The 19,755-nt window shown below is 64.8% G+C and carries 17 protein-coding genes; 9 read left to right on the forward strand and 8 right to left on the reverse strand.

Annotated features, from left to right (window positions below):
- Positions 1-37 precede the first annotated feature (37 nt).
- Both CSQ93_RS02450 and CSQ93_RS02455 read left to right on the forward strand, forming a co-directional pair.
- On the forward strand, positions 38-5,359 hold the full coding sequence (locus CSQ93_RS02450) for a hybrid sensor histidine kinase/response regulator (protein WP_099376559.1): 5,322 nt from the start codon (positions 38-40) through the stop codon (positions 5,357-5,359).
- A gap of 29 nt (positions 5,360-5,388) precedes the next feature.
- Positions 5,389-6,018: a hypothetical protein gene (locus tag CSQ93_RS02455; protein WP_099376560.1), complete on the forward strand. Its 630-nt coding sequence runs from the start codon at positions 5,389-5,391 to the stop codon at positions 6,016-6,018.
- Here CSQ93_RS02455 and CSQ93_RS02460 read toward each other — a convergent pair.
- Positions 6,011-7,474 (reverse strand): cryptochrome/photolyase family protein, encoded by a 1,464-nt coding sequence (locus CSQ93_RS02460; protein ID WP_099376561.1) that lies wholly within the window; start codon positions 7,472-7,474, stop codon positions 6,011-6,013. The two genes, CSQ93_RS02455 and CSQ93_RS02460, sit on opposite strands and share 8 nt — an antisense overlap.
- Before the next feature lie 386 nt (positions 7,475-7,860).
- Between CSQ93_RS02460 and CSQ93_RS02465 the strand changes: the two genes are divergently transcribed.
- From CSQ93_RS02465 to CSQ93_RS02490, 6 genes are all read left to right on the forward strand, one after another.
- A complete protein-coding gene (locus CSQ93_RS02465) occupies positions 7,861-8,463 on the forward strand; it encodes a YqgE/AlgH family protein (protein WP_034746689.1) in 603 nt (200 codons plus the stop codon).
- Positions 8,460-8,858 carry a Holliday junction resolvase RuvX gene (gene ruvX, locus CSQ93_RS02470; RefSeq protein ID WP_233516002.1) on the forward strand — a complete coding sequence of 133 codons (399 nt, stop codon included), beginning with the start codon at positions 8,460-8,462 and terminating at the stop codon, positions 8,856-8,858. Before CSQ93_RS02465 ends, ruvX begins: the two co-directional genes overlap by 4 nt.
- A gap of 38 nt (positions 8,859-8,896) precedes the next feature.
- Complete coding sequence (pyrR, locus tag CSQ93_RS02475; RefSeq protein WP_099376562.1) at positions 8,897-9,421, forward strand: bifunctional pyr operon transcriptional regulator/uracil phosphoribosyltransferase PyrR; 525 nt, start codon at positions 8,897-8,899, stop codon at positions 9,419-9,421.
- Positions 9,414-10,379, forward strand: a complete 966-nt coding sequence (locus tag CSQ93_RS02480) for an aspartate carbamoyltransferase catalytic subunit (protein ID WP_034746695.1) — start codon at positions 9,414-9,416, stop codon at positions 10,377-10,379. The genes pyrR and CSQ93_RS02480 overlap by 8 nt, the downstream gene beginning before the upstream one ends.
- Positions 10,380-10,403: 24 nt before the next feature.
- Entirely contained in the window at positions 10,404-11,705 is a 1,302-nt protein-coding gene (locus CSQ93_RS02485) for a dihydroorotase (RefSeq protein ID WP_099376563.1), read from the forward strand.
- Positions 11,706-11,792: 87 nt separating this feature from the next.
- The gene (locus tag CSQ93_RS02490) at positions 11,793-12,539 is read left to right on the forward strand and encodes a lysophospholipid acyltransferase family protein (RefSeq protein WP_099376564.1); all 747 of its coding nucleotides are present in this window, start codon (positions 11,793-11,795) and stop codon (positions 12,537-12,539) included.
- Here CSQ93_RS02490 and CSQ93_RS02495 read toward each other — a convergent pair.
- The 7 genes from CSQ93_RS02495 to CSQ93_RS02525 all read right to left on the reverse strand — a co-directional run bounded on the left by CSQ93_RS02495 (position 12,536) and on the right by CSQ93_RS02525 (position 18,965).
- Positions 12,536-13,300 carry an ABC transporter permease gene (locus tag CSQ93_RS02495; RefSeq protein WP_034780216.1) on the reverse strand — a complete coding sequence of 255 codons (765 nt, stop codon included), beginning with the start codon at positions 13,298-13,300 and terminating at the stop codon, positions 12,536-12,538. The two genes, CSQ93_RS02490 and CSQ93_RS02495, sit on opposite strands and share 4 nt — an antisense overlap.
- Before the next feature lie 2 nt (positions 13,301-13,302).
- Positions 13,303-14,547, reverse strand: a complete 1,245-nt coding sequence (locus CSQ93_RS02500) for an ABC transporter substrate-binding protein (protein ID WP_099376565.1) — start codon at positions 14,545-14,547, stop codon at positions 13,303-13,305.
- Positions 14,548-14,563: 16 nt separating this feature from the next.
- Positions 14,564-15,358 (reverse strand): ABC transporter ATP-binding protein, encoded by a 795-nt coding sequence (locus tag CSQ93_RS02505; protein ID WP_099376566.1) that lies wholly within the window; start codon positions 15,356-15,358, stop codon positions 14,564-14,566.
- On the reverse strand, positions 15,355-16,437 hold the full coding sequence (locus tag CSQ93_RS02510) for an acyl-CoA dehydrogenase family protein (RefSeq protein ID WP_099376567.1): 1,083 nt from the start codon (positions 16,435-16,437) through the stop codon (positions 15,355-15,357). Before CSQ93_RS02510 ends, CSQ93_RS02505 begins: the two co-directional genes overlap by 4 nt.
- Position 16,438: 1 nt before the next feature.
- Positions 16,439-16,993, reverse strand: a complete 555-nt coding sequence (locus tag CSQ93_RS02515) for a carboxymuconolactone decarboxylase family protein (RefSeq protein WP_099376568.1) — start codon at positions 16,991-16,993, stop codon at positions 16,439-16,441.
- Positions 16,994-17,111: 118 nt separating this feature from the next.
- Positions 17,112-18,032: an AraC family transcriptional regulator gene (locus CSQ93_RS02520; protein WP_099376569.1), complete on the reverse strand. Its 921-nt coding sequence runs from the start codon at positions 18,030-18,032 to the stop codon at positions 17,112-17,114.
- Between the two features lie 93 nt (positions 18,033-18,125).
- Positions 18,126-18,965: a symmetrical bis(5'-nucleosyl)-tetraphosphatase gene (locus CSQ93_RS02525; protein ID WP_099376570.1), complete on the reverse strand. Its 840-nt coding sequence runs from the start codon at positions 18,963-18,965 to the stop codon at positions 18,126-18,128.
- Positions 18,966-19,420: 455 nt separating this feature from the next.
- On the opposite strand from CSQ93_RS02525, the gene CSQ93_RS02530 reads away from it, so the two are divergent.
- Positions 19,421-19,729 carry an H-NS histone family protein gene (locus CSQ93_RS02530; protein ID WP_099376571.1) on the forward strand — a complete coding sequence of 103 codons (309 nt, stop codon included), beginning with the start codon at positions 19,421-19,423 and terminating at the stop codon, positions 19,727-19,729.
- Positions 19,730-19,755: the final 26 nt, after the last annotated feature.

Below are 19,755 nucleotides of genomic sequence, written 5' to 3' on the forward strand. Positions count from 1 at the left end.
CCGCGCCAGTCCAGGCGATTTCCTTACCGAGGCATGCATGAGCACACCAGATAGTCCACAGCAGTCCAAGCCGTTCGACAGCGAACCTTTGTCGTGGGTGATGGTGGAAATCCGCGAAGCGCTGGGCCGCTCGAAAACAGCCCTGTTCGAGGCGGGTGGCCGCGAGCGCGAGGAACGCGCCACGGCCCTGCAGCATGCGCGCTCGCATCTGCACCAGGCGCATGGCGCACTGGTGATGGTGGACGTGGCCGGCGCCAGCTTGCTGACGGACGGCGCGGAACAGGCGCTGGCGCGTTTTCGCGACGGCAGCCTCGAATACACGCTGGACCATGCGCAAGTTGTCGCCGAACTGTATCAGGCCCTGACCGAATACCTGGAAGACCTGGTGGCCGGCACGCCGCCGCAGCCGACGCGTTTGTTTCCCTATTACCGCGATCTGCAAACCATGCTGGGCGCCGGGCGCATCCACCCGGCCGACCTGTTTTTCCCGCCCGCGTCGACGCTGGAAGGGCATGCCATCGCGCTGGCCGACGCGCCGCCGGCGGCTGACTATCCGGCCTGGCGCGGGCGCTTCGAAAAGTCTTTGTTGCCCTTCCTGAAGGCGCAGGATGACGCAACGCGGCGCCAGCATGCGGGCGACTTGCACGCCACCTTGACCCTGGTGGCCGATGCGCAGCAGGAAGCGCCTGCGCGCACCTTCTGGTTCGCCATGCAGGCGTTTTCCGGGCTGGAGGCCAGCGGCGAAGGCATGGGCACGCTTAACGTCAAACAGTTGTTCGGCCTGATCAACCTGCAATTGCGCCGCCTGGCGCAGGGCACGGCCAGCCTGCCCGAAGCGATGCTGCGCGACGCCCTGTTTTTCATCGCTGCGGCACACGAGCCCACATCTGAGGCGCGCCAGCTGCGTGCCGCTTTCGCGCTGGAGGGGCAGGTGCCCGCCGACGTGGAAACGCGGCGCTACGGCCAGGTCGACCAGGATGCCTTGCAAGGCGCCCGCACGGCCCTGGCGCAGGCGCGCGCCTGCTGGAATCGCCTGGCGCAAGCCGACCTCGATCCTGCCCTGGGTACGGAGTTTGAAGCGTCGCTGCAACAGGTGGCGACACATGTCGATACCTTGAAACAGCCGGCCCTGGCCAGCCTGCTGCGCGAATGCGCGGCCGTGGCGCGGCAAGCCGTGGCCAGCGGACGCAGTGCGGCCCTGGAAAATGAAATCGGCATGGCGCTGCTGTTTGCCGACACGGGCCTGGAGCAGCTGCGCCGCCTGCCAGACGATTTCGCCGGCAATGCGGAAACCATCGCCGCGCGCCTGCAGGCGCTGCTGGCTGGCGAAGCGCCGCCGCCCGTCACGGCGGGGGAGCTGTCGCGTCAGATCGAACAGGGCCAGACGGTGGCCACGCTGGCCGAGGAAATGAAGACGGGCCTGCGCCAGGTGGAAAAGGTGCTCAACGCGTATTACGCGGATGCAGCGGGGACGGGGACGGGAACCCTCGACGGCGTCGCACCCGTCCTGGAACAGTTGCAGCAGCAGCTGGCCGGGTTGGGACAGGAAGACGCGCGCGCCGCCGTGCTGCACGTCGATGCGGCCGTGCGGCAGCTGGCCGGTGGCGACGCCAAGGCGGAAGCCAATGCGGATGCGCGCGCCGGGGCGCTCGACGAGATCGCGCAAAATGTCAGCGCGCTGGGCTTTTTTGTCGATATGCTGGGCCGCAACGCGCAGGCGGCCAGCGGGCGTTTCCATTTCGATGCCGCCGCCGGCACCTTCCGCGCCCTGCCATTTGAAAAAGTCGCCGCCGCCGGCGCCGTGCCCGTGCCCTTGCTTGACCAGGCCCTGGCGCCCGCCGCGCCAGCCGGCATGGATGCCGCGCCGGCCGTGACCGATGTCGATGCGGAGATGCTCGACATTTTCATTGCCGAAGCGCGCGAAGTGCTGGCCTTTATCGACACCACCCTGGCCCTGCCGCGCGAGCAGGCCGCCAGCGGCGACCACCTGGCCATGCTGCGCCGCTCGTTCCACACCCTGAAAGGCAGCAGCCGCATGATCGGCCTGGCGCAGTTTGCCGAAGCGGCCGGCGCCATCGAGCGCGTCATGAATACATGGCTGGCCGAGGCGCGCCCCGTCAGCGACGATCTGTTTACCCTGCTCAATTACGGTTGGTACCAGCTCAGTGAATGGTTGGCGGAACTGGAAGGCGGCGCAGGACGCGAGCGTGAAGCCGGCATGCTGCTGGCGGCGGCCGAGCGCGTGCGCGAAGGCGGACCGTTCGAACTGCGCAAGCCTCGCTCGGCATCGGCCGCACCCGTGGTCAGCAATGGCAATGTGATCGGACTTCCCTTGGCCACGGCACCCGCGCTCCACGAAGCGCCGGACGATCACCTCAAGCACGTGGGCGAACTGCGCATCAGCCTTCCCTTGTACAACATCTACCTGGCCGAGACGGATGAATTGCTGCGCGTGCTCACGCGCGACTTCGGCGAATGGCGCCATGAACAGCGTGCCGTCAGCGCGGAAGCGCTGCAAGCCGTGCATACCCTGGCGGGGACGTCGGGCACGGTCGGCTTCCAGTCCCTGCGCGACCTGGCGCACGCGCTGGAAACGGTGATTGAAACGGTGGTGCCGCCGCTGGCCGGCCTGCGCGCCGAGCAGCACGACGTGCTGGAACAGGCCACGCAGCGCATCGGACAAATGCTGCAGGCGTTCGCGCTGGGCGACCTGGCGCCCACGCAGCCGGACATGATCGAAGCGCTCAATACCCTGTGGCGCGCCCTGACGACGCCGCCTGGCGAGAGCCAGGAAGAGCGGCTCGACGCCCTGTTTGCAGCCGCTTACGCCAGCATCGTCGGCGCGCCGGCGCAGCCTGCGGAAGCGCTACCCGACGTGGTGGCCGAGGTTCCTGTGCCGCAGCTCGAGACCCTGTTCGAATCGACATATGCAAGCATCGTCGCCGACGCGCTGCAGCCTGCTGCTGCCGAAGTACCTGTGCCGGCGCCGGTGCAGGATAGCGGCGTAAGCGATGACCTGTTCGACGCCGGTTTCGAACATGCGCCGCCATTGGAGCACGCGGCGCCGGAAGCGCCGGCGCCCGCCATCATGCCGGCCGATGCAGCCGCGCTGCTGGCGGCCAGCGCCGGCATCAGCGATGAACTCGACCTCGATTTGTTGTCCGTCTTCCTGGAAGAGGGGGCCGACCTGCTGCCGCAGATCGGCGAGGCGCTGCGCAGCTGGCAGCAGCAGCCGCACGACAGCGGCCAGGCGCAGATGCTGTTGCGCACCCTGCATACGGTCAAGGGCAGCGCGCGCATGGCCGGCGCCATGCGCCTGGGCCAGCATGCGCATGAAATCGAGACGCATATCGAAAACATGCTGCACGCGGGCACCGCCACGCCGCAGGCCTTCGAGGAATTGCTGGCCCATTACGACCATGCGCTGCACCTGTTCGAACAGCTGCAGCAACCCTTGCTGCCCTTGCCGGGCATGGAAGACACGCCGGCCGCCGAACCGAAGGCGGCACTGGTGCGTGTGCGCGCCGATATCCTCGACCGCCTGGTGAACCAGGCCGGCGAAGTATCGATCACGCGCTCTAAAATGGAAAATGAAGTGGGCGTGCTGGGCGCTTCGCTGTCCGAGTTTTCCGACAACCTGGCGCGCTTGCGGCGCCAGCTGCGCGAAGTGGAAATGCAGGCCGAATCGCAGATCGCCTCGCGCATGGCCGTCGGCAGCGAGCGCGATTTCGATCCGCTCGAATTCGACCGCTTTACGCGCCTGCAGGAACTGACGCGCATGATGGCCGAAAGCGTCAACGACGTGGCCTCGTTCCATGAAAACCTCAGCCACAGCGTCGACGCGGTGACGGACGACCTGGTGCTGCAGGCGCGGCTGACGCGCGAGCTGCAGCGCGACCTGATGCAGATCCGCATGGTGCCGTTTGCCAGCATCGCCGAACGGCTGTTCCGCGTGGCGCGGCAAAGCGCCAAGGAAGTCGACAAGCGCGTCAACCTCGACATCCGCGGTGGTGGCGTGGAAATCGACCGCAGCGTACTGGAACGCATGGCGGCGCCATTCGAGCACCTGCTGCGCAACGCCATCGTGCATGGCGTCGAGCCGCGCGACGCGCGCCTGGCCGCCGGCAAGAGCGAGACGGGCGAACTGCTGGTGCAGGTCAGCCAGCAGGGCAATGAAGTGGCGATCGCCTTTTCCGATGATGGCGCAGGGCTGGACCTGGAACGCATCCGCGCCAAGGCGCACGGCGCCGGTCTGGTGGCGACGGATGCACCATTGACCGACGCACAGGCGGCCGAGCTGATTTTCACGCCTGGCTTTTCCACCGCCGACAGCCTGACGGAATTGGCCGGGCGCGGTTTTGGCATGGACATCGTGCGCTCCGAAGCGCTGGCCCTGGGCGGGCGCGTGGAAACGCTGACGCAGGCCGGCCTGGGCATGCGCTTCACCATCCACCTGCCGCTGACCCTGGCCGTCACCCAGGTGGTGCTGCTGGCGGCCAGCGGCAAGACGTATGCCTTGCCATCGGTGCTGGTGGAGCAGGTGCTGCACCTGAAAGGCGAACAGCTGGAGCAGGTGCGGGCGGCCGGGCGCATCGAGTCGCACGGGCAGTCGCTGGCGCTGCACCACCTGTCGGCCATGCTGGGCGAGACGCCGTCGGCGCAGGCCACGCAGCGCTATGCGCCCGTGCTCCTGCTGCGAAATGGCAATGACAGGCTGGCCTTGCAGGTCGATGACGTGGTGGGCAACCGCGAAGTCGTGGTCAAGCACGTGGGCCCGCAGCTGGCGCGCATGCCCGGCATCGCCGGCGCCACGGTACTGGGCACGGGCGGCATCGTGCTGATCCTGAACCCGGTGGCGCTGGCGCAGCACCTCGAGCATCATCCGGAACTGCTGTCGCAGTATGCGCTGGCCAGCAGCGAGCAGCATGCCGCTTCCAGCGCGCTGGCCGTGCCTGCCGTGCGCGTGATGGTGGTCGACGATTCGCTGACGGTGCGCCGTGTGATGCAGCGCCTGTTCGAGCGCGAAGGCTACCAGGTGCTGCTGGCCAAGGATGGCGTCGATGCGCTGGAACAGCTGCATGCGCTGGAACCGGCTGCCATGCCGGCCCTGCTGCTGGTCGACGTGGAAATGCCGCGCATGGATGGTTTTGATTTGACGCGCAATGTGCGCAGCGACGACAAGACGCGCGCCATCCCCGTCATCATGATCACCTCGCGCAGCGCCGACAAGCACCGCCAGCATGCGCTGGAACTGGGCGTGAATGCGTATTTCGGCAAGCCGTTCCAGGAAGAGGAATTGCTGGCGGAAGTGCAGCGCTTGCAAACGGAGGCTGGTGCCGAAACACCTCGGCAACCATAACAGGCGTGCATCGCCAAACCAGGAAAACTATGAGCCTTCACGCCAAACTGAAAAAACTCGAAGACAAAGCCATGGCCAAAGGCGAGCATGCGGTCGCCGCGGCCGCAGCCCATCTGGTGCAGGATATTGACTCCATGGACAGGCAAATCAACCTTGTCGGGGCGCTGCACGAAGTGGGCTACCTGCAGAACTCGCTGAAGCCCTACTGGAATGCGTTCAGGGCCGATGAGCCGGCATGGATAGAACGCTGCCTGACCAGGCTGCTCACTGCCGATCATGACTATTGGGCACTCGCCGCGCTGCTGGGGTGCGATGGTCCGGCCACCATCGGTATCGCCATGGGCAAGGGGTTCAAATCCGCCGCGACGAGGCAGTATGAACGTTTTGATAAGCCCGATGTCCATGTCGATACCCTGTATTTTTCAGGCATGGGCAAGGTGTTGCACCCCATATTGGAAGTCGGCCATGACACCAGGGAAATGATCAATATCGACGTGGGAAGGGCGCGGGCACTGAGTTTAGAAAACCAGCAATGGCAGCCAGGTGAGCCGTTGGGAACGGGCGGACTGTCCCTTTCCATGCAGGCGAAACTTCCGCACGGCGCCTGGCGGTCGGTGTGGACGCCGTTCACCACACAGGAAGCCGGCGGCCTTACGTGACCACTTTGACCACTGCATAGCGCTCCAGGGTCTCCTTGCGCGCCTCGTCGTGCTGCACCAGCGGTTCCGGATAATCGCGCCCCAGCACGATGTTTTTTTGTTCGAGCAGCATGCGCGGCACCAGCCAGGGGGCGTGGATTTCCTTGTCGCCCAGCGCCTTCAGTTGCGGCAGGTAGCGGCGGATGAAGCGCCCGCTGGCATCGAATTTTTCCGACTGCGTGATGGGGTTGAAGATGCGGAAGTAGGGTTGCGCATCGCAGCCGGACGACGAAGCCCATTGCCAGCCGCCGTTGTTCGAGGCCAGGTCGAAGTCATTCAGGTGCAGCGCGAAATACGCTTCACCGCGGCGCCAGTCGATGCCCAGATCCTTGATCAAAAAGCAGGCTGTGACCATGCGCAGGCGATTGTGCATATAGCCCGTCTGGTTCAGCTGCGCCATCGCCGCGTCCACCAGCGGATAGCCGGTACGCCCCTCGCACCAGGCGGCAAACGCGGCATCGGCCTCGGGTCCCGTTTCCCATGCGATGGCGTCGTAGGCGGGTTTGAAGGCGCCGCCTTCCACATGCGGGTTCTGGTACAAAATCATGGCGTAAAAATCGCGCCAGATCAGTTCCGCCAGCCACACGGGCGCGCCATCGCCGCCGCCGCCCCGGTCCATCAGGTCGACGATGGTGCGCACCAGGTAGCGCAGCGACACGGTGCCGAAGCGCAGATGCATGGACAGATACGACGGTCCCTTCAGGGCGGGAAAATCGCGCGCCACGTCATAGCGGGCCACGCGCGGCAGAAAATCCTCGAACAGTTGACTGGCGCCCGACATGCCGGTGGGAATGGCCAGTTCGGCCAGGTTGCTGGCCTCGAAACCCAGTTCGCCCAAGGTAGGCAACGGCGCTGGCGTGCCGGCGCGCGGCGGCGCCAGGCTGGCCGCATGCGGCTCGATAGCGAACGGCGCCAGGCAACCGGGTTCGGCGCGCATTTTCTTCAGCCAGGCATTTTTATACGGCGTGTAGACGGTATACGGCTTGGCGGAAAGCGTCAGCACCTCGTCCTTTTCAAAGATCACCTGGTCCTTGAAGCTGAACCACAGGCGCGCGTCGCGCGTGAGCGCGGCGGCTACCGTGGCGTCGCGCGCGATCGCTTGCGGCTCGTAGTCGTGGTTGGCAAAGACGGCGTCGGCGTTCAATTCGGCGGCCAGGCGCGGGATGGCCTCGGCCGCGTCCGCGTGCAGCACGATCAGGTCGCCACCGAGCTGGCGCAGCTCGGCGGCCAGCTCGGCCACGCTGGCATGGATGAAGTCGACGCGCCGGTCGCGGCGCGGCAGGGCGGCCAGGATGGCCGTGTCGTAGACGAAGACGCAATGCACGGCCTGGCTCTGGCGCAGGGCGTGATGCAGTGCAGCATGGTCAAACGCGCGCAGATCGCGCCGGAACCACACCAGGGAAGTCTTGATTGTCATTATTTCGCGTGTTCAGGGTCAAAGATAGGCCATTTTTTGCCGCCAACTGGGCTTTATGGCCGCTCGCGTCGCGCCTTTGGCGTCGCTGCGGCGGCAATTCAGTGTAAACTACCGGGTATGTTCATGGTGCTTTATGTGCGACAGCGATTTTGCAATCAATTTTACAATTGGCATGGAAATGCGCCTGCAGGCAAAGCGAATGGATCATTAATTTATAACATAACAAGAATAGCGCCTGGCAACACGGTTCTCGCCGCCCAACGTTCGCGGCAGGATGCGCCAGGCGTACGATAGCGGGGTAAGCGAGACTTGCCAGCAAGCCCACAGAGAGAGCATCGCGTATGAAAAAGAGTAAAATCGACCAGACTCTACCAGGACATCGTCTGATGCAGGGTGTGGGAGAGCCGGCCGCGACCGGTTCCTCCACCCTGAATCTGGCCAACCACTTCCTGATTGCGATGCCGGCCATGCAAGATCCGATCTTCGGCGGCACGGTCGTGTACGTGTGTGAACATAATGAAAACGGCGTCCTGGGTGTCGTCATCAACAAGCCCACCGACATGACCATGGAAGTGCTGTTCGACCGCATCGACCTGAAACTGGCGGCCGGCAGCGACACGCCCATCATCAACGAACCGATCATGTTCGGCGGCCCCGTACAGGACGACCGCGGCTTCGTGCTGCATACGCCGGGCGCGCGCTACTCCTCGTCGCTGACGGTGACCGATGAAGTGGCGTTTACCACCTCGATCGACGTGCTTGAAGCCGTCGCCAAGGGCGATGGTCCCGAGCGCATGCTGGTCTCGATCGGTTATTCGGGCTGGAGTCCGGGCCAGCTGGAAGACGAAATCGGCCGCAATGGCTGGCTGACGGTAGGCGCCTCGGCCGACATCCTGTTCGATTTCCCCATCGAGCAGCGCTACGTGGCGGCCATCAAGTTGCTCGGCATCGATCCCCTCATGCTGGCGAGCGAGGCTGGCCACGCATGAGCGGAGACGCCATCGACACCATCCTCGCCTTCGATTTCGGCTTGAAACGCATCGGCGTGGCCATCGGCAATACCATGATTTGCCAGGCCAAGCCGCTCAGCGTAATCACGGCCACGGCGAACGAACCGAAGTTTTCCGCCATCGATAGCCTGATCAAGGAGTGGGGCGCGAGCCGCATCGTGGTGGGCTTGCCCAGCCATCCCGATGGCACCGAACACGAGATGAGCGCGCGCTGCCGCCGTTTCGCCAACCAGGTGCACGGCCGCTTCAACCTGCCCGTGGAACTGGTCGACGAGCGCTATTCCTCGGCCGTCATCGCCGCCAAGCGCGGTGAAGTCATCGACGACCGCGCCGCCGCCATCATCCTGCAACAGTATTTCGACGCGAATTATTAATCCGACCTTAGACCCATTCCTGAATGATCAAGAACTCTATGCCGCATCCTACGAATCCTTCCCAACTCGACGCCGAGGCCCTGTACGCGGTCTTGCTGCAACAGGTGCAGAGCGGCCTGGCGGGCATCCCCAACGTGGCCATCGTCGGCATCCATTCGGGCGGCGCCTGGCTGGCGGAACGCCTGGCGCGCGACCTGAACCTGCTCGACCGCCTGGGCGTGCTCGATGTCTCGTTCTACCGCGACGACTTCGCCCAGAAAGGCCTGCATGCGGACGTCAAGCCGACGCAAATCAGCTTTGACGTGGCCGGCGCCACTATCCTGCTGGTCGACGACGTGCTGTACACGGGCCGCACCACGCGCGCGGCCATCAATGAATTGTTCGACTATGGCCGCCCGGCCAAGATCATGCTGGCCGCCCTGGTCGACCGCGGCGAACGACAGTTGCCGGTAGCCGCCGATTTCGTGGCCGCCTTCACTGCCGTGCCGGCGGGCCAGGCCCTGGTCCTGAAGCAAGCCGACGATGGAAAATTCACGCTCACCATAGATACCAACCATGCTTAATCCGCAACTGAATAAACACGGCGAACTGCAACACCTGCTGACGATTGAAGGCTTGCCGAAGTCTATCGTCAACCACATCCTCGATACCGCTTCCTCGTTCGTCGGTATCTCCGACCGCGATGTGAAAAAGGTCCCGCTGATGCGCGGCAAGAGCGTTTTCAACCTGTTCTTTGAAAACTCCACGCGCACCCGCACCACCTTCGAAATCGCGTCAAAAAGGCTGTCGGCCGACGTCATCAACCTGAACATCCAGGCCTCGTCGGCCAGCAAGGGAGAGTCCCTGCTCGACACCATCGACAACCTGTCGGCCATGCATGCCGACATGTTCGTCGTGCGCCACGCGCAGTCGGGCGCGCCCTACCTGATTGCCAAGCACCTGATCGACACCAAGCAGCCGCATGTCCACGTGGTCAACGCGGGCGACGGTCGCCATGCGCACCCGACCCAGGGCTTGCTCGACATGTACACGATCCGCCACTACAAGAAGGATTTCACCAACCTGACGGTGGCCATCGTGGGCGACATCCTGCACAGCCGCGTGGCCCGTTCCGACATCCACGCGCTGACCACCCTGGGCGTGCCGGAAGTGCGCGCCATCGGCCCGCACACCCTGCTGCCGGGTGGCCTGGAGCAGATGGGCGTGCGCACCTTCACGAACATGGATGAAGGCCTCAAGGGTGTGGACGTGATCATCATGCTGCGCCTGCAGAATGAACGCATGAGCGGCGCGCTGCTGCCGTCGGCGCAGGAATATTTCAAGAGCTACGGCTTGACGCCCGAGCGCCTGGCGCTGGCGAAACCGGACGCCATCGTGATGCATCCGGGCCCGATGAACCGCGGCGTGGAGATCGATTCGGCTGTGGCCGACGGTCCGCAGGCGGTGATCCTGCCGCAGGTGACCTTCGGTATCGCCGTACGCATGGCGGTGATGAGTATTTTGGCTGGTAATCAGGGCTGATAGCCCAAGGACGAGTAAGCGAGCATGACGACACTACATATCAAGAACGGCCACCTGATCGACCCTGCCAACGGCATCGATGGCTTGCAAGACCTGTTTATCGCCGATGGCAAGGTGCTGGCCGTGGGCAGCGCCCCGGCCGGCTTCAAGGCTGACACCACGTTTGACGCGGCCGGCCTGGTGGTTTCCCCCGGCCTGGTCGACCTGTCCGCGCGGCTGCGCGAGCCGGGTTACGAATACAAGGCGACCCTGGAATCGGAATTGCAGGCGGCGCTGCAAGGCGGCGTCACGAGCCTGGTCTGCCCGCCCGACACCGACCCCGTGTTGGACGAGCCGGGCCTGGTGGAAATGCTGAAGTACCGCGCCAAGACGCAGAACAAGGCCCACGTGCACCCGCTGGGCGCACTGACCATGGGCTTGAAAGGCAAGTCGCTGACGGAGATGGCCGAACTGACGGAAGCGGGCTGCATCGGCTTTGCGCAGGCGGAAGAGCCGATCGAAGACACCACCGTGCTGCTGCGCGCCATGCAGTACGCGAACACCTTCGGCTACACCGTCTGGCTGCGCCCGCAAGACCCGCACATTGGCCGCGGCGGCATCGCCCATAGCGGCCCGCTGGCCTCGCGCCTGGGCCTGTCCGGCGTGCCCGTGATGTCCGAAACCATCGCGCTGCACACGATTTTCGAATTGATGCGCGCCAGCCGCGCGCGCGTGCACCTGTGCCGCATCTCGTCGGCGGCGGGCCTGGAACTGATCCGCGCGGCCAAGGCCGAAGGCTTGCCCGTCACCTGCGACGTGGGCGTGCACCATGTGCACCTGACGGATGCCGATATCGGCTTCTTCGACCCGAATGCGCGCGTCACGCCGCCATTCCGCAGCCAGCGCGACCGCGATGCGATCCGAGCCGGCCTGTTTGATGGCACGGTGGACGCCATGTGCTCGGACCACACGCCCGTCGACGACGATGAAAAACTGCTGCCGTTCGGCGAAGCGTCGCCCGGTGCCACGGGCCTGGAACTGCTGCTGTCGCTGGCCCTGAAATGGGCCGACGACTATGCGCTGGCGCAGCCGCAAGCTGGCGCCCGTCCGCTGGCACGCGCCGTGGCCAAGGTTACGTCCGACGCGGCCCGTGTCGCCGGCATCCCGGCCGGCAGCCTGGCCGTGGGTGAAGCGGCTGACATCTGCGTCTTCGATGCCGCCGCGCGCTGGACCGTGTCGTCGGCATCGCTGGCCAGCCAGGGCAAGCACACGCCTTTCCTCGGCTATGAGTTGAGCGGCATCGTCAAGGCGACCATCGTTGCCGGACAGGTGGCGTTTCAGCGTTAAAAATCAGATCCATGGACCGGGGGCACGCTGCCCCGGCACCCCTTGTCTGCTCCCGGATTTCGGTTCTGGTTTATTTGTTGGTGTGATTTGAAACTTCTGCTTACCTACCGCCTCGCGCGCATCGCCATTCACCTGGGCTGCGGCATGGCCAAGAGCGCCGTGCTCTTTCCCTGGCTGGACCTGGAGGGGCGCAACCGGCGCATCCGCCGCTGGTCGACACAGCTGCTCGACATCTGCGGCGTGCACGTGGCGCAGCCGGCAGACAGCGTGCCGGCGCTCGACCATGCGATGGTGGTGGCGAACCACGTTTCGTGGCTCGATATTTTCGTCATCAACGCCGTCCACCCCTGCCGTTTCGTCGCCAAGGCGGAAATCCGTGCCTGGCCGATCCTGGGCTGGCTGGCGGGACGCGCCGGCACCATCTTCATTTCGCGCGGCAGCAAGCGCGATTTGCGCCTGATTTTCCAGGGCCTGGTGGATAAGTTGACGGCGGGCGAACGCATCGCGTTCTTCCCCGAAGGCACGACCGCCGCGCAAGGACAGATCCTGCCGTTTCACGCCAACCTGTTTGAGGCGGCCATCGACGCGCAAGTGCCGGTGCAGCCGTTCGCGCTCGTGTATGTGGATGACAAGGGGGTCTTGCATCACGCCGTCGATTTCATCGGCGACATGAGCTTTGCGCAAAGCATGGTGGCGATCCTGAGCGGCCCGCCCATTACGGCGCGCCTGACCTGTCTGGCACCGGTGGCGACGGTTGACGCGCACCGCCGCGAACTGGCAGCGGCAACGCAGGCGACTATCGCCGCTACGCTGCCGCTGGAGAAGGTAGCTTAATTCTTCACGTGCAGCCAGCGCGCATGCGCGGCGCGGGCCAGGTAGTCGAGGATGAAACCGAGTATGCCGATCAGCACGATGGCGGCCATCAGTTCCGAATACGCGAGTCGGTCGCGCGTGTCGAGGATGAAGTAGCCAAGACCTGCTGACACGCCCAGCATTTCCGCCGGTACCAGCACGATCCAGATGATGCCGATGGCCAGGCGCACGCCCGTCAGGATATCGGCCGTGATGCCCGGCAAAATCACCTTGAAGACGATTTCGCTGCGCGTGGCCGACAGGCTGCGGGCCAGCAGCAGCCAGTTCGGATCGAGCCGCGCCACGCCGGCCGCCGTATTGAGCAAAATCGGCCAGACGGCCGCAAACGCCAGCAGGAAGTACACGGGCGCGTCACCGACACCGAGCACCATCACGGCGATCGGCATCCACGACAGCGGCGAAATCATGCGCAGCAGCTGGAATAGCGGCATGGCGGCGCCGGAAAAGCTTTTCGACATGGCCACCAGCACGCCCAGCGGTACGCCGATGACGATCGCCAGTCCCAGGCCGACCGCCACCCGCTGCAGGCTCAATACCACGTGCAGCCAGATATCCGAGCCGCCGACCATCTCCTGGAACGCCAGCGCCGTAGGCAGCGGCGCAAAGGCGGTGGCGATGGGCGTGGATTTCTCCAGCGCCGTCACGCCCATGGACCACAATAGCAAGGCACAGGCCAGCCCCACCAGGGGCAGGCCGAACTTCGTGAACAACTTGCTTGCCATCGTCAGACCGCCACGGTTTCGCTGCGCAGCAGGTTGGCCGGCAAGCCGAATGCGGCCGGGCCGCCGACTGCCGTGATGGCCTTGCGCACGAAGCGGTCATCGACCAGGTCGCGCGCGGCGAACTTCGGATCGAGGTTGGCCAGGAAGCGCGTATCGCCCTCGACCTTGGTGCGGCCGATGGCGCGCACCAGTTCTTCCGTGTACGAAGCAAATGGATACGGCTGGAAGTCGATGCGGCGCTGCTGCCAGTTCTTGTGCACGATCAGGCCCTGCTTTTCATAGCCGGCGTAATCGGTGGTGGCCAGCACCTTGGTCAGCACCTGCAGTGGATGCGGCGTGTAGCGGTGCTCGCCCACGTTCGACAGCAACTTGGCCGTATCGACCTGGTTCGAGCGCGTCCACAGCTGCGCCTTGACGATGGCATTGGTGACTTTCTGTGCCCATTCGGGACGCGTGTTGATGTCGCGCTCGGACAGGAACGTGACGCAGCACGCATGGTTTTTCCACACGTCGCCCGAGAAGCGCAGGATCTTGCCGATGCCGGCGTTTTCCGCCGCCGCATTGAACGGCTCGGCCACGATGTAGCCGGCAATCGACTTGCTGGCCAGGGCCGAGACCATTTCGGCCGGCGCCAGCACGATCAGGTTGACTTCATTCGGCTTGATGGCCGCGTTGCGCGCGCGCGTGACCGGGGTCAAGCCGTTCGAGGACAGAATTTGCTGCAACAGGATGTTGTGGATCGAGTACCAGAAGGGGATCGCGACCGTGCGTCCGCCCAGGTCGGAGACCTTGTTGATCTCGTTGGCCACCGTCAGTGCGGAGCCGTTGACGTGGTTCCAGGCGACGACTTTCGCGGGGAACTTGGCGCCGTAGCGCACCCACAGGGTGGCGGGCGACAGCAGGTGGATGACGTTGACCTGGCCGGCGACGAACGCTTCGATGATCTGTGCCCAGCTGCGGAACAAACGTGGCGTTTCCGCCTGCAAGCCTTCCGCCTCGAACAGCTTGCGCGCGTGGGCGACGAGCAGCGGGGTGGCGTCGGTGATCGGCAGATAGCCGATTTTCACGGGCTGGTCGTCGCCTTTCGGGCCTTGCTGGGCCATGGCGTCGCCGGCGAACAGCAGGGGTGAGGCGACGCTGGCCGTGGCCAGGGCCGACATGCGCAGGAAGTCGCGCCGCGTCAGGCCGCAGTCGCAATCGGACGAGGCGCAGATGTGCAGGGGGTTGTTATTTTCTGGGAAGGACATGAAGTGCTCCGATTGGTTATAGGGGGGCGAAGGCAGGCGTTTGATCCTGCTTTTGCAGCGCCTGCAGGGCGTCGAGGATGTCCATCTTGAGGGCGATCACTTCGGCGCTGTGGCCGATGCGTGGCTGGTCGATGGCGACGGGCCATTCGCGCACGATGTTGCCCGGCTTGCCGCCCATCAGCAAGATGCGGTCGGCCACGAGGATGGCTTCATCGATATCGTGCGTGACGAGCAGCACGGCCGTATGCCAGCGGTGCACCACGTCCACCAGCAAGGATTGCATCTCGGCGCGCGTGATGGCGTCGAGGGCGGAAAACGGTTCGTCGGCGAACAGCAGTTCCGGTTCGCGCGCCAGCGCGCGGGCCAGGGCCACGCGCTGCGCCATGCCGCCCGACAGGGCGGATGGATACAATTTTTCGCGGCCCTTCAAGCCCACCGCTTCGATGGCTTGCGCCACGCGCGCCTCGTGCGCTGCGCGCGTGAGCTGCGGCTGGTGCTTGAAGTCCAGGCCGAAGCCGGCGTTGCCCGTGACGTTCAGCCAGGGTAGCAAACTGGCTTGCTGGAACACGAGGGCGCTGCGCGGGTCCGGTTCGCGCATGGGCGCGTCGAGGAACTGGATCTCGCCCGTCGACGGCTGCTGCAAGCCGGCCAGCACGCGCAGCAGGCTCGATTTGCCGCAGCCGCTGCCGCCCAGCAGGCAGACGATTTCGCGCTTGCGCACGCCCAGCGAGACGTGCTGGAACACGGGCGCGTTGCCCGCATAGGCATAGCTCAGATCCTGCGCCTGCAAGGCCCAATCAGCAACGCTCATGCCGATGCTCCCGCCTTGGCCGCCTGCTGGCTGTCGAACAGCTGCAAGGCCGCCTGCAATTGCGTCAGGCTGGGGGTGACGATGGGGATGAACGACGATTCGCGCCAGCGGCGGGCAAAGCCCTGCTGCTCGGCGTTCAGGTAGGCGCGCCCACCCATCGCTTGCAGTTCCAGCATCAGCGCCTGCTGCAGCACGTCCGCCAGTTGTATGCGCAGGCGGAACATGGCTGGTGCCTGCGTCTGGAAGCGGCCATCGTGCACGCCGGCCAGCAGGGTCGCGACGGCACTTTCCAGGGTCGCTTGCAGCGCTTCGATGCGCGGCGTGAGCTGGTTGCGCGAGCCGGCGGAAATTTGCGCCGCTTTGGCCAGGCTGGCGCGCGCCAGGCCGATCGACAGGCCGCACTGCATGCCGAGGAACGAGGGGCGTACCTGCGGCAGCCAGGCCGGCGCGTTGTCGCTGATGATGTCCGCGGCGGGGATGTGCACCTGCGCCAGCTTGACGGAAGCCGTATTGCTGCCGCGCAGGGCGATCAGGTCCAGGTCGTCGCTGCGCTTGACGCCTGCCGTGCCGCTGTCGAAGGCGACGATGACGGGTGGCGCGCCGTCGTCCGGCGCCACGGCGGCGGCCGCGACGAAGCCCGCCTTGCGCAAGTTCGTCACCCAGGCCAGGCCGCCGTCGACGAGCAAGCCGTCATCATGGCGCGCGCCCGTGATTTGCAGCTGTTCGATGCCGGACAAGAATTTCATGGCGTTCGACAGGCCGCTGGCGCCTGCCTGCGTGCCTGCCAGCAGGCCTGGCAAGCGGCGCTCGGCCAGCGCGCGGTTCCCGCTTTGCAGCAGGAATTCGATGAAGCAGCGCTGGCCCCAGAAAACAAAGGCCGCCGTTACCGATTGCTCGGCGACTTTGGCGATGGCGTCGATGGCATCGCGCACGTCGCCGCCAGCGCCGCCGTGTTCCTGCGGCACGCCGATGGCCAGCAGCTGGTCGCCAGCGAGTGCCGGCAGGACGGTTTCAGCCAGTTCCGACGATTGGTCGAGCTGGTCGGCATGCATGTGCAGCCAGTGATTGAGTTGGCCCATGTCAGACGGCGCCAGGCAGGTAGGGCGTCAATTGCGGATTGACGGGCGTGCCGGCCAGGCTGTTGGAGAAATTGCACAGGGTCGCCAGGCTGATGCCCAGCACGACTTCCAGCGCCTGCTGTTCGTTGTAGCCGGCGGCCAGGAAGGTTTGATACTCGGCGTCGCTGACGGCGCCGCGCGTGGCGATGACGGCCGTGGCGAAGGCGGCGACGGCGTCGAGCTTGGCGTCGTTCGTCGGCTGGCCGTGCTGCAGGGCGCGCACCGTGTCCGGCGTCTGGCCCGCTTTTTTCAGCGAGATGGCGCTATGGCCGGCGATGCAGAAATCGCAGCCATGGATGCGCGCGGCCGTGATTTGCACCACTTCGCGTTCCATTAACGTCAGGCTGGCGCGCGCATTGATGCCGGAGACGGTCAGATAGGTTTCCAGGGCCAGCGGGGCATTGGCCAGCACGCCGATCAGGTTGGGCAGGAAGCCATTGTTGGCGATGGCCTTTTCCACGAAGGGGCGGCTATCGGCCGGGGCGGTATCGAGAGTGTGCAGCGTCAGACGGGACATGGGGTACCTTGCTAAGTTGGTAAGTCACCCGGCCATTATATCGGCCATGCCGTGCACGCAACAGACGTCAGCGTCGTCCTTTTGTGCTCGTTCGTCTGCGATTGCGTGATCCTTGATTTCAGCTGGCCAGTTGGCGCTGGCGCTGGTCGCGCCGGTAGGCGCCCGGCTGCTCGCCCGTGACCCGTTTGAAGGCGCGCGTAAAGGCGGCGTGCGAGCGGTAGCCCACCAGTTCGGCCGCGCGTTCGACGGAGACGCCATCGTGCAGGCGCCGCGCGGCGATCTTCATGCGCAGCAGGAGCAGGAACTGGGCCGGCGAGTGGCCGCTGGCGCTGGCAAAATGCTTGCAGAAGCTGGCGCGCGACATGCACGCGGCCTTGGCCATGTTCTCGATCGACCAGTCGTCGGCGGGCGCGTCGAGCATGCGTTCGAGCAGCGGCGAAAACGCGGGCTGGTGCAGCAGCGACAGCAAGCCGGCCGCCACCTGCTCGCCCTGCGCCACATGGCGGATCAGGTAAAAGAACAGCAGTTCGACCAGGCGCGCGATGAGGGGTGACGGCTGCTCCGGATCGCCGCCCGCTTCCGCCAGGATCAGGTCGAACAGGGCGGCAGCGGCGCTGAAGGCGGGCGCGTCGCCGCGTATCAGCAGGTACGGCGGGAAGGAGTCGACGATCAGCGCGGAGAGGGCGCCGCGAAATTGAAAGAAGCCACAGGCCAGCGCCGTCGCCGGCTGGTCCGTGGACGCTTGCAGCGGCAGCATCGCTTGCGCGCTCACCGCCTGCAGCGGGTCGCTGTGGGGGCTGAGGAAGTGCGGCAAGTCGCGCAGCAGGAAGACGCCGTCGCGCGGGCCGAGCGCAATCGGCGCCGCCCCATCGAGGTGCAAATAGCAGTGGCCATCGAGCACCAGGTGAAAGCTGCCCAGTTCCCGGCCCGCCGTGGAAGCGCGCCAGCGGCCGCAGTACTGGCCCACATGCAGGACGGCGGTGTCGAGTTCCAGGCTGCCGAGCAGCCAGCGCGCCAGTCTGTCGGTATCAGGATGCATGGGATAGCAAAGGCAAAAGCTGCATCATACGGGCTGCGCGCGGCAAGGCCAACGACCGATTTCGACTAAGCATATGCGCGCCATGCTTGCCATTTAGCGCTTGCCGCTGTGCTGCTGGAAGGCGGGGCAATCGACTTGCAGCAAGGAGCGGTCTTCCAGGCACACGGCCGACAGTTTTCCACCCCAGACGCAGCCGCTATCGAGGCCGATCAGGTGTTCCCGCAACTGCAGTCCCAGCGCCGACCAGTGGCCGAAGACGATGGTGTCGCCGGCGCTGCGCCGTCCCGGCACGTCGAACCACGGCAGCAGGCCGGAGCCCGGTGGCGGGCTGCCGCTCTCCTTCATCTTGAAGTCCATCACGCCGTCCGGCGTGCAAAAACGCAGCCGCGTCATGGCGTTGACGATGCAGCGCAGCCGGTCGGCGCCCTGCAGGTCGTCGCACCAGGCGGCCGGCTCGTTGCCGTACATGGTGCGCAGGAAGGCCGCCCACTCGTCGCTGCGCAGCATGGCGGACACTTCCCCGCTCAGGGACAGGGCCTGGGTCGCGCTCCATTGCGGCAGCAAGCCCGCATGCACGAGCACGTGGCCATCGTGTTCCAGCGCCAATGGTCGCTGGCGCAGCCAGTTGATCAACTCGTCGCGGTCGGGCGCGTCGAGGATCTCGGCCAGCGTATCGGACGCATGCTCGGGGCGGATGCCGTTGGCCACGGCCAGCAGGTGCAAGTCATGGTTGCCCAGGACACTGTCGGCCAGGCCCTGCTGCGCCAGCGCGTGCACGTGGCGCAGGGTGGCCAGCGAAGCCGGGCCGCGGTTGATCAGGTCGCCCGCGAACAGCAGGCGGTACGGGCCATCCGCTGCCGCCTGGATCCGTTCGATCAGTTCGACGGTTTGTGCATGGCAGCCTTGCAGATCGCCGATAAAGTAAGTTTTCATATGTGCCGGGGTGAAGTGAACTATGCGCCTGCATTATAAGCATGCCTGCCGTTTGGCGTTGGGTGCATTCCTGGCCAGTACCCGATTGCACGCATGGCCGGCGGGAAGAAAAAACGGATGCGGATTATGCCGCTTGGTGATTTAATCGGGCTGCATTTCCCGCTGGCGTATAGCGATAATAATGCGCCAGCGCGTTTATCGGAATGGATCGCCGCGCCACGCCAGCCTTGCAAGCGGCCTGCACAGGAAAGCTGGAATGCCACTCATCCATGTTTATTTATGTTTCACGCGCACTTTCGGCATATTCCTCATTGAATCTTAATGTTGAGCAGATAAATAAGTCGATGGCCGTGATTCAATAGAGGATCGATTATGCAACGCTGCGCAAATATTTATACAATGTAGTATATTTCACGCTTATTTTATTATTTAAATTAATGTAAAGGATGTACGGGATGGATCTGTCGACGATGACGATGCTGGAATTGCGCAAGCTGGAAGATAATGTCAAGCAGGAATTGAGCGGCCGCGAACGTGAAGATTTGAACAAGGCGCGCGAACAGATCATGGCCATCGCGCAGCAGGCGGGCATTCCGCTGAAACAGCTGATACTCGACGGTTTGCACCCGCGCACGGGCAAAGTCGCCGTGCGTTACCGCCATCCTGACAATGCAGCCGAGCAATGGACAGGCCGTGGCCGCCAGCCGCTGTGGGTCAGGCAGTGGGTGGAATCGGGCAAGTCGATCGATCTGCTGCGCGTATAATTCGGTATACTCTTGGCGCAGTAGCA

It is taken from the genome of Janthinobacterium sp. BJB426, from assembly GCF_002735705.1.
Classification (GTDB): domain Bacteria; phylum Pseudomonadota; class Gammaproteobacteria; order Burkholderiales; family Burkholderiaceae_D; genus Janthinobacterium.